The organism is Halorubrum sp. Ea8, from assembly GCF_002252925.1.
In the GTDB taxonomy this organism is placed as follows: Archaea; Halobacteriota; Halobacteria; order Halobacteriales; family Haloferacaceae; genus Halorubrum.
This window is the reverse complement of sequence record NZ_NHPF01000025.1, coordinates 1-9,672: the sequence shown is the minus strand read 5'-3', so window position 1 is coordinate 9,672 and position 9,672 is coordinate 1. Positions and strand designations below refer to the sequence as shown.

Here is a 9,672-nt window from a genome sequence, read left to right as displayed (position 1 = left end):
CGAGCACAAACCGTGGTGAAGTCCGGCAACTCCTCGACCGACAGCCCGATTTTCTCCACGATATCAGGCATTTCACGGAGGATATCGAGGAGTCGGCGGTACGGAAGGTCGAGGTATTCGCGAAGTCCGTGGAGAGTGATGATCACCCAGTCTGCGTAGCCACCTTCCCCTTTCTTGACAGGCTGATTTCCGTCACTCCCGACAGCTTTTTGAGACAAAGCCACACATCGGTCGGTGAAGCGGGCGAGTTTCGAAGGCACATCGAACTCTGCTCGCTTCACTTCCTCGAAATCCCGCCATTCAGGCAATATTCTTAGCGTCTAAACACGGCCCGCGCCCTGTATTCAGCACGCCTCCAAGAACATATCACCAATTGAGGATTTCAACAGAGCCCTTAGATTCTGAAAACACGGAAGCGCCACGCCGCGGCATATCTAGATTGATGACGTCGAGTCGAGGACCGAAAAGCACCCAACCTCGGACCGATTGGCAGTGGATCAGCCGCCACGGGGGCTGCTCGCAATCGGTTCCTCGCTGGCCACGCTGATCCACCCATAGAGGAGATACTGCGACCATCACTCGACAACGGCATCACGCTGCTCGACATGGACGGGATCGCGTCGTCCCGATTCCGCAGTCGTTCGTGTTCGACCACCTCCTTCATGACGGCGGGGCTCCCTTCTGGGTCGACACGAACGGACACGCGACGGCGACACCCGCACAGATCGCAGCCGGTCGACGATTGCTCAACCGACCCGCGTCACCTGAGTACGTCCGGTATCGTGTGTGGGATACCCGTCCTGTGTGGCCGGCGACTGTCGAGTTACGCACCTCGCGGCGAGGGACTCCGACTCACAACAAATGGCAGCGGTTGACGGTCCCCGGCTCCGCGACGCCGGGGATCAGAGGTATCGGTCCAACTGCGAGCGCGACTCACCGAGGTAGTCGAGTGACTGTGTCCCGACTTCGAGCGAGAGTGTCCCCTGCCAGTCAGACGGGAACGCGTCGAAGATGGGTTCGAAGTCGAGGTTTCCGGCGCCGAACGGGAGATGTTCGTCTGCTGGACGGCGCGTGTCATTCAAATGGACGTGCGAGATTCGGTCTGCATGATCAGCGACGAACGCGGCCGTCTCCGTCGCGTCGTATCCGGTCACCCGGGCGTGACCGGTGTCGAGCGTCATCGACGCGTTCGTGGCAGCGAGCAGTTCGTCTATGTGTTCGATGGTATACGGGCTACCGAAGATGTTCTCAGCACAAATTTCGACGTCCCGCGAGGCGCCGTACGCGGTCAGTTCGGCGACCGATCCGTCGATGTACTCTCGGAGTTCCTCCTGGTCCCACGCGACTGTCCACGCGGAGGACTCCGGATGAAGGACGGCCTTTTCCGCCCCTAGTTCGGCCGCGATATCTATACAGGTCTGTTGCGTCTCGATAGCTCCGGTACGGACTGGCTCGTACGGTGACCCGATGTCAGTCGGGAACGGGAGGTGAACGAGCAGGTCAAGTCCGTGATCGTCGAGTATCTGTCTGATAGCCGTCGCCTGTGGCGTGAGACGCTCGTGGTTATGCTTTCCGTCCATGAGCACTTCGACGTAGTCGAACTCGCGCTCGCCGGCGAATCGCAACTGCGTTTCGAGATCCGATGCTACTGACGTGACGAAACCAATTCGTGGATCCATAAGTGAGGTATGGGTGTGATTACCGTGGCTGGAGGTCGGGGATGGCTGCGAGGGTTTCGAGCTGGTAGGTCGGTTGGATGTCGAGACGGTAGTCGCGCCGGTGCGGGCGGTTTATAAACGCCGAGTCGACGCCGGCGGCGCGTGCCGCCGCGATATCGACGCGGCTGTCACCGACATAAAGCGCCGAGTCGACATCCAGCGCGTCGAGCGCGGTCTCAAGATACGACGGGTCCGGTTTTCGACGCTCGAGCCCTCGAAGCGTCGGTTTTCGTCCGTAGTACGCCTCGAACATCGTCTCGAGGCCGTACTCCGCGACGATGTACTCCACCGTCGCGTGCTGGTTGTTGCTCACGATCGCTGTCGGTACCGCGAGATCGGCAAGCGTCCCGACATCGTCGTAGAGCGGTTTCTCACCGTCTCGGATCGCCTCCAACTGCAGAGCAGTGCGTTCCGCCTCGTGACGACGCCAGAACTCGTCCGCATCGAGTTCGTACCGGTCGGTGAGCGTTCGCACCGTCTCCACTGAGAGCTCATCGACGAGCGAGCGGAGATCGCTCGGAGCGGGGTCGATATCGAACCCCGCGAACGCCCTCCGAGACGCTTCCGTCAGGACCGACTCGTCTGTCGGGTAGGTGAGCACACCGTCGTTGTCGAAGACGACGGCGTCGTACTGCGTTTCGACGCCATTCATGTTCTGCTCCGTGGCGCGTCGCGGGCGGTCTGGTCGGTCGCCTCTGAGGCGACGTCGTCGGCGGAGTGGTAGAACGCGGCTCCGGTCTCGACATCGAACAGGTGCAGCCGCTGGGGATCGGCGGTCAGCGACAGCACGTCACCCACATTGACCGCCGACCGTGGCGGGAGGCTCACTTCCATTTCGGTGGCACCGACAACGCCCCGCGTAAGCAGCGAGTCGCCCAGCGGTTCGGTGACGGTGACCTCCATATTCAGCGGCCCGCGCTTCTCTTGTGAGAGGTCTTCAGGGCGAACCCCGAGGACGACGCTCTCGCCTCCGCGCGACGTGACGGCTTCGGGAACCGGACGCGGGAGCGGAACGGTGTTTTGCTCCCACGTCACGTGGACGGCGTCGCCGCGTCGCTTGATCGTGCCCTCGACGGTGTTCATGCCCGGGCTACCGATGAACTCGGCCACGAACCGGGTCGCGGGCGCGTCGTACAACAGCTGCGGTGGCGCGACTTGCTGTATCTCGCCGTCGTTCATGACCGCGACCCGGTCGCCGAGCGTCATCGCTTCGACCTGGTCATGTGTGACGTACAACGTTGTCGTCTGAAGCTGGGCGTGTAACTCGGCGAGCTCGGCGCGCATCTGCACGCGGAGCTTCGCGTCGAGGTTACTGAGCGGCTCGTCCATCAGGAACACCTCCGGGTCGCGAACCAGCGCGCGGCCGATGGCGACGCGCTGCTGCTCGCCCCCGGAGAGCGCAGAGGGCGTCCGGTCGAGGAGGTCCTCGATATCGAGTATCTCGGCCGCCTCTGCGACCCTGTCGTTGACTTCGTCGTCGGTGAACTGAGTGGCAGTCGTGAGGCCGAACGTCATGTTCTCCCTCGCGGTCATGTGCGGGTACAGCGCGTAGCTTTGGAACACCATCGCGACGTCGCGCTCTCCCGGTGACGTCGTTGTCACGTCCTCGTCGGCGATTGCGACGGCGCCCTCCGTGGGAGATTCGAGCCCGGCGAGTAACCGCAGGGTTGTCGACTTCCCACAGCCCGACGGGCCGACCAAGACGAGGAACTCGCCCTCGCGAACGTTGAGGTCGACGCCGTCGACCGCGGTGACGTCGTCGAAGCGTTTCACCAAGTCTGTCGTCGTGATTCCGGTCATTCTGAGAGTCCGAAGGTTTCCAGCAGCGGGCCGCGGAAGACGATGAGCGCCAGCAGCGGCGGCAGCAACGTCAACACGGCGCCCGCCATGATGAGCCCCCAGTCGGTCTGGCCAGCGTTCCCGACTGACTGAAGGTATTTCATGCCGACCTGTACGACCTGTTTGTTTTGGTCGGAAATGACGATCAGCGGCCACAGGTACTGGTTCCACGCGTAGATGAACGTGATCACGCTGAGTCCGCTTATCATGCCCCGCGACATCGGGATCAACACGTCCCAGAGGAAGCGCAGGGGACCGACCCCGTCGACCTTGGCCGACTCGACCAGTGAGTCGGGGATCGACATGAAATGCTGCCGGAGGAGGAAAACGGCTGTCGCGCTCGCGACGTACGGTCCGGTGAGCGCTAACAGCGTGTTCGTCCATCCCAGTGCGGCCATCATCTCGTACAGCGGGACGATGCGCACCGGAACCGGGAACATCAGCGTAAATAGAATCAGAAAGAAGATTGCGTTCTTGAATCGGAAGTCGTAGAAGACGAGCGCGACCGCGGCGAGGAGACTCACTGCGATTTTCGCGACGGTGACCACGATCGACATCACCAGCGAATTGAACATGTACGAGGCCATGCCGTAGGTCGTGAACACCTCGACGTAGTTGGCGAGTCCGTCGCTTCCGATCCCGACGTTGGTAATATCGTACACCTCCGGAACGGTCTGTGTGCTCATGACGAACGCCAACAGGAGCGGCGAGGCCATCAGTAGGATCGACCCGATGAGTCCGAGGTGGACGCGCCACTGCGCCGGGACCAACCGGGTGTCGGAGATTATTGACAGCGGTTCGTCCTCTCGGGTGCCGACTGCGGTGTCTTCGGTGTCTAGTGACATCAGTAGTGTGCGTAGCGGTCGGACACGCGCAGCTGGACGAACGTGAGCCCGGCGACGAGCACGAACAGGATCACGGACTGCGCGGAGGCGAGTCCGAGGTTGTTAAATTGGAACGCGTCACGGTACAGCTGATAGATCATCAGGTTGGTGGCATTCGTCGGTCCGCCCTGCGTCATCAGGTCGATGAGCGCGAAGCTCCCGAAGAACGCGTAGATCGTGTTGATCACGACGAGGAACACTAATGTGGGAGACATGAGCGGAATGTACACGCGGACGAGCCGTCGCCACGTCTCGATCCCGTCGAGTTCGCACGCTTCGTTGAGCGATTCGGGCACGTTGTTCAGGGCGGCGAGCATGAAGATCACGTTGTACCCGATCTGTTTCCAGATCGCCGCGATGGCCACGACAGCGAACCCTTGCCAGCCGACGGTGAACCAGTCGACCTCGACGCCGAACCACGCCTCGATGTAGTGCGTGTAAATGCCGACGCTCGGATGAGCGAGGAACAACAGGACTGTCCCGGCGACCGCCGTCGGCAGCGCGTACGGCCAAATCGCCGCGATCAGGTATGCCGCTTTGCCGTCGCTGACCTCGTACAACAGGAACGCGACAGCGAGTCCGACGGCGAGCGATCCGACGACGACTATCGCTGCGAACGCGATTGTCAACCCGACGCTCGTGAGGTACACTTGGGAACTCAGGAGTTCGGTGAAGTTCGCCAGGCCGACGAACCGTGTGTTCTGCCCGAACAGGAAGGTCTGGAAGAAGCTGAACCTGAGCGTCTGTAACGACGGGTAATACAGGAACGCGACGATCGCGACGAGCGTCGGTAGCAGGAGGAGGTACGCCCCTAACGTGCTGTCGAAGGTGTTCTCGTGAACGCCCATGTCAGTTCCCTTTGCTCTGGATGTAGCTTTCTAGGGCGTCGTCGGCCTCCGATTTCATGCTAGCGAGCTTTTCATCGACGGTCACGTCGGAGTTAATCATACTGACGTATCCGTCTTGGATGATAGTTCGAACCTCCGACGCCGGCCCGGCCTGCCACCCCTGCGTCGCTACTGTCTGTTCCGTTTCCTGAAGCTGGTCGAACGCGGTCTGGAAGTTGGGGTTCTCATCGAACCAGCCGTCCTCATCGAGGTATTCGACCGCACTGTCACTGATCGGGAAATACCCAGTGTTCTGGTGCCAGAAAGCCTGCTGTTCCGCTTCAGCCAACCACAGCAGGAAGTCGGTGAGCCCCTGCTTCTTCTCGTCGGACAGGCCGCGGGTCATCCAAAGGGACGCGCCGCCGATGACGACGCCGGTCCGTGTTTCACCGGCCGTCGGGTAGTACCCCGTTCCGAGTTCGAAGTCGTTCTCTTCGGCTCCCGCGGTCGCCGAGGCGACGCCGGCCGTCGACGATATCCACATGGCCGTCTGTCCGTTGAGGAACGCCTGCTGTGCGGCGCCCCAGTTGCCGACGCCGGCGTGGTTGTACAGGCCGTCTGCGTGCATGTCGGCCCACCACGTGAAGATCCGGTCGGCCGTGTCGGTGTCCAAGTTGGCCTCCGTCGGGTCTGTCGTGCGGCCGTTGTCCTTGTTCACGAACGGGACGTTCGCCTCTGCGAACCACTGTTCGGGGAACCACGAGACGTTAGCGAAGGTAATCCCTTGCTCCGCGATCCCCTGATCGACGATCGTCTCGCTCGCCTCCCTGACCTCCGCTAACGTCTCGGGCGGCGACTCCGGGTCGAGCCCGGCCGCTTCGAACATATCCTTGTTGTAGTAGAAGATCGGGTTCGACGAGTTGAACGGCATCGAGTACACCGTGTCGTCGAACGAGTAGTAATCGATAACCGGATCTTGGAAGTCTGACCAGTCGATCCGGTCGCTCGGAAGCGCCTCCTCCATCGGTTCGAACGCCCCGCTGTCGATCGTGAGTCGGCTTCCGAGGTCCACGATCTGTGCCAGCTCCGGCGCTTCGCCCGCCCCGATCGCGGACGTAACTGCGTTGAGCGTCTCGTCGTAACTCCCCTTGTAGCTGGTTTCAACGGTCACGCCGTCGGACTGTTCGTTGAAGTCGGCCGCGAGCGCGTCAACCGTTTCACCGAGGTTTCCCCCCATCGCGTGCCACCAGTTGATCGTCGTCTCCCCGCTGCCTCCCGAGTCTGCGCTGTTGGTCGAACTCGACGAGTCGCTCGACCCTCCAGCGTCTTCGGAGCCGTCGGATGTCGCCCCGAGGCACCCAGCCGACACGAAGCCGACCGCGGCTGCTCCGGTCGTTCGTAGAAATCGACGCCGCCTCTCGCTTGCATTGTTGGCGTTGGCCACAAGAGCAACTCCGTGATAGCAATAATAAGCTCTTATAATAGATGACATGAACGGTAAGAATCGCCCAGTAGACATCCATTCGGTCCGCGAAAATCCGTACCAGTACGGAGCGGTACGACTGCACTGAAACGTATTGTGTGATATATACTTTGATGAGTCGCGCAGTTCAATCTCAGAGGAATTCGGGTTCTCGGTCGCGCGTAACGCGTAGCGCTATCCAGTACGGAGACTGACGGCGGACGACCGCTGACAGGGGTAGCTGCCGTGCAACCGTCAGGGCCGTCCGCCCGAGCCCGATGCGTCAGTTGCCCGCGGAAGCAGACCCGAGTAGTCGGCGGCGATACCGTCAACGCCGGCGGCGGCGAGGCGATCGGCCTGATACCACGTGTCGACCGTCCACACGTTCACGTCGCGCCCGTCCGCGTGAGCCTCCGCGACGAGGTCGACACCGGCGGTGAGTGCGGTGTCGTGGAACGGCGTCCCAGCGATGAGCTTCATCGGCGCGTGAACAGCCGCGGCGTCGTGTTCCCGAGCGATGGCGAGCCCGTCGCCGACCGACTCCCATAGAATGGGTGCCACCGCGTACGACGACGCGTTACGCATCGCCGCCAACGCTCCTTCGTAGAACGACGAGCAGAGGAACTCGTTGTCGTGCTCGTCGAGCACCTCAACGACGCGATCGACGAACGGCTGCCAGGCGGCCGCTCGGTCCGCGAGCGCCGAGTCGGAGAGTTTCTCGGCGAACCGCAGGTCATATTTTCCCGGATTCTTCAACTCGACATTCACGCCTACGTCCGGGGGGACGACATCGAGGAGCGTCGATAGTCGCGGGACCGTGTCCCCGCTACCAAGTACCTCCGCACTGGTGACGGTCGCAGTCTCGGTCTCCCAGACGACACCTGTCGCGTCCGTGAGCCCACGGCTACCGCCGTCTCGTCCGGACAGATTGGCGTCGTGAAACACAACTACATCGTTGTCGGCCGTCGGAACGACATCGATTTCGATGATGTCGGCTCGCCGGCTCGTCGTCCCACCGCCGTCAGCCGGGACGCTCTCGCTCGCGGCTACCCGCGCCGCGGTGACGGTATTCTCCGGGTTTTCGCCCGCAAATCCGCGGTGGGCGATGAGCGTGAGCTCGCTCGGTGACCGAGCGTCAACCGGCCCAGATCCGTCGTCGCGTCTCTGTACGGCGGTATCATCGCCTGCCGCGTCGCCGCCTCCAGAGTCGATCCCGCCGTCAGTATACACGGCGCCCAGCGTGCCCGTCGTGGTGACACCGACGGTACTTCTCAGCAGTCGCCGGCGCCGCATCGTCCGCTCCCCCGCCTTCGCGGAGCGCCCACAGGTATTTCGAGCCATGTAATTATGTCTCGGGGATCAAATAAATCGGCTGGTATGTGGTATCCGGAGGTGTCTATATCTATGGATACCCATCGGTCCGTCCATAGTGGTTCCCCCTTATTTAGCTCAATGTCGCATCCGTTCTCTGAACTACAGAATGTGGGCAGATGGGTGGGATCCGACTACACCAGCCTGTTAGTGAGTCATAGCACGGTTTCGGCCCCACTTACGTTCATGTGAAGCCTTTATCAGCAATCTCAATAAACATCGGATAACCCTCTCGTAAAGCGCCGGAATCCGGATGCGAGGGTCTTGATGCCTTCTGACCGTTTTGAACGAGAGTATACTGAAGTACGTTGCTCACACAGGTGCGATATGGACAGAGATGAATCGACCGAGGCTACCGGTTTTGACAGTATCAAAATGGATCTGGTCGAGACAGCCTCCGTCTCTGAGTCGGGGGAAATGACGATCCCAGACCGGGTCCGTAATAAACTCGGAGCTAACCCTCCAGGACTCGTCGCATTCTACGAGTCGGACACTGGAGAGGTATTCATCAAACGAGTTCCATCTGCGTCGGAGATGGCGGGCTTTGCTGCGCGAAACGCGGAGGCAACGACGGACGCCCCTGCGACTGAATTACTCCGTGAGAAGCGCGATTCGGATCAGTGCGGTCCGGAATAGATCCGTTTATCGCTGTCTCGTTCTCCTGTTGGAACCCCTCTCCGACGTGGGGATTATTGCTCGGGAGTTGCGTAGAAATGACTCCACACTCCACTCTCGCGACTCACACACTCGGGGGTCACGCTCACATCGCTGGCGACGATCCACGCTGGCGACGACGACGGACGGTGCGGTTCGAGCGCGACTCGGTCGCGGTAGCTGAGGCGGTACTCCGCGATCGCTGGTTGCGGTCCACGCGGCGAGCGTGCGGTGCGGTCACTCCGCGATCGACGGTCGTCTCTCGCGGTCAACGCGGTGAGCTCGGTCGCGCTCTGGTGCGCTGCTGTTCGCGTCTCATCTCGGGCGTCGTTCGTCGTGGGAAGTCGCTGTGAGCGGCGCACCCCCACGTAAGGCTTGTTGCTGTAGCTGTCTACGTGTAAGCAATGTCGGCGTCGAGGCGTGTTCGACGGCGACGCGCGTTGTTGGCTCCACGGTCGCGACGCGTCGATCTGTAGTTCGGGCTACGTCGCGTTCCTCATCCTCGGGAGTCCGAGCTCGCGTTCACTTCGCGTTCATCATCTGCGTCATCGACGGCGACGGTCCACGTCATCATCTGGGGTTCGAGCACACGCGTTGCGTTGCGGTCTTCTCCACGATCGACGTCAGTCGATCGGTCACTTCGCGTCATCTCTCGCGACGGTCCACGTCTCGTTTCTCTCTGGTTTCTGATACTCGGTGCGAGCTCGTCTTCTGTCGTCGACGGCGACGATCGTGTTGCTGCTGCGAGCGCGGTCGGCGCTCGATCTCCTCTCGGGCTTCGCGTCGTTTCCTCCACGGTCCACGGTCGTCGCGACGTGGTGGATCTCATTCTCGCGTTGGGCGAGGGACCCCCTTCATCTTCTCCTCTCATCGGTCGGAGGGGGGTATCGCCTCTATTAGTGCGGTCGATGGGGGGG

Annotated in this window: 8 protein-coding genes and 1 pseudogene; 1 reads left to right on the top strand and 8 read right to left on the bottom strand. The window is 61.5% G+C overall.

Annotation, left to right across the window (positions count from 1 at the left end):
* From DJ74_RS01560 to DJ74_RS01525, 8 genes and pseudogenes are all read right to left on the bottom strand, one after another.
* Positions 1 to 260, bottom strand: a pseudogene (locus DJ74_RS01560) (IS5/IS1182 family transposase); the annotation flags it as partial.
* A 642-nt stretch (positions 261 to 902) separates the two neighbouring features.
* Positions 903 to 1,679 carry a sugar phosphate isomerase/epimerase gene (locus DJ74_RS01555; protein ID WP_094524350.1) on the bottom strand — a complete coding sequence of 259 codons (777 nt, stop codon included), beginning with the start codon at positions 1,677 to 1,679 and terminating at the stop codon, positions 903 to 905.
* Between the two features lie 19 nt (positions 1,680 to 1,698).
* Positions 1,699 to 2,370 (bottom strand): HAD family hydrolase, encoded by a 672-nt coding sequence (locus DJ74_RS01550; RefSeq protein ID WP_094524349.1) that lies wholly within the window; start codon positions 2,368 to 2,370, stop codon positions 1,699 to 1,701.
* Complete coding sequence (locus DJ74_RS01545; protein WP_094526084.1) at positions 2,367 to 3,518, bottom strand: ABC transporter ATP-binding protein; 1,152 nt, start codon at positions 3,516 to 3,518, stop codon at positions 2,367 to 2,369. Before DJ74_RS01545 ends, DJ74_RS01550 begins: the two co-directional genes overlap by 4 nt.
* Positions 3,515 to 4,273, bottom strand: coding sequence for a carbohydrate ABC transporter permease (locus DJ74_RS01540; protein WP_394338276.1), 759 nt, complete (start codon positions 4,271 to 4,273; stop codon positions 3,515 to 3,517). The genes DJ74_RS01545 and DJ74_RS01540 overlap by 4 nt, the downstream gene beginning before the upstream one ends.
* Before the next feature lie 128 nt (positions 4,274 to 4,401).
* Positions 4,402 to 5,289, bottom strand: a complete 888-nt coding sequence (locus DJ74_RS01535; protein WP_094524346.1) for a carbohydrate ABC transporter permease — start codon at positions 5,287 to 5,289, stop codon at positions 4,402 to 4,404.
* 1 nt (position 5,290) lies between these two features.
* Positions 5,291 to 6,760: an ABC transporter substrate-binding protein gene (locus DJ74_RS01530; protein ID WP_094526083.1), complete on the bottom strand. Its 1,470-nt coding sequence runs from the start codon at positions 6,758 to 6,760 to the stop codon at positions 5,291 to 5,293.
* 225 nt (positions 6,761 to 6,985) lie between these two features.
* On the bottom strand, positions 6,986 to 8,071 hold the full coding sequence (locus DJ74_RS01525) for a glycerophosphodiester phosphodiesterase (protein WP_254922120.1): 1,086 nt from the start codon (positions 8,069 to 8,071) through the stop codon (positions 6,986 to 6,988).
* Between the two features lie 357 nt (positions 8,072 to 8,428).
* On the opposite strand from DJ74_RS01525, the gene DJ74_RS01520 reads away from it, so the two are divergent.
* Positions 8,429 to 8,737 (top strand): AbrB/MazE/SpoVT family DNA-binding domain-containing protein, encoded by a 309-nt coding sequence (locus DJ74_RS01520; RefSeq protein WP_254921545.1) that lies wholly within the window; start codon positions 8,429 to 8,431, stop codon positions 8,735 to 8,737.
* Positions 8,738 to 9,672: the final 935 nt, after the last annotated feature.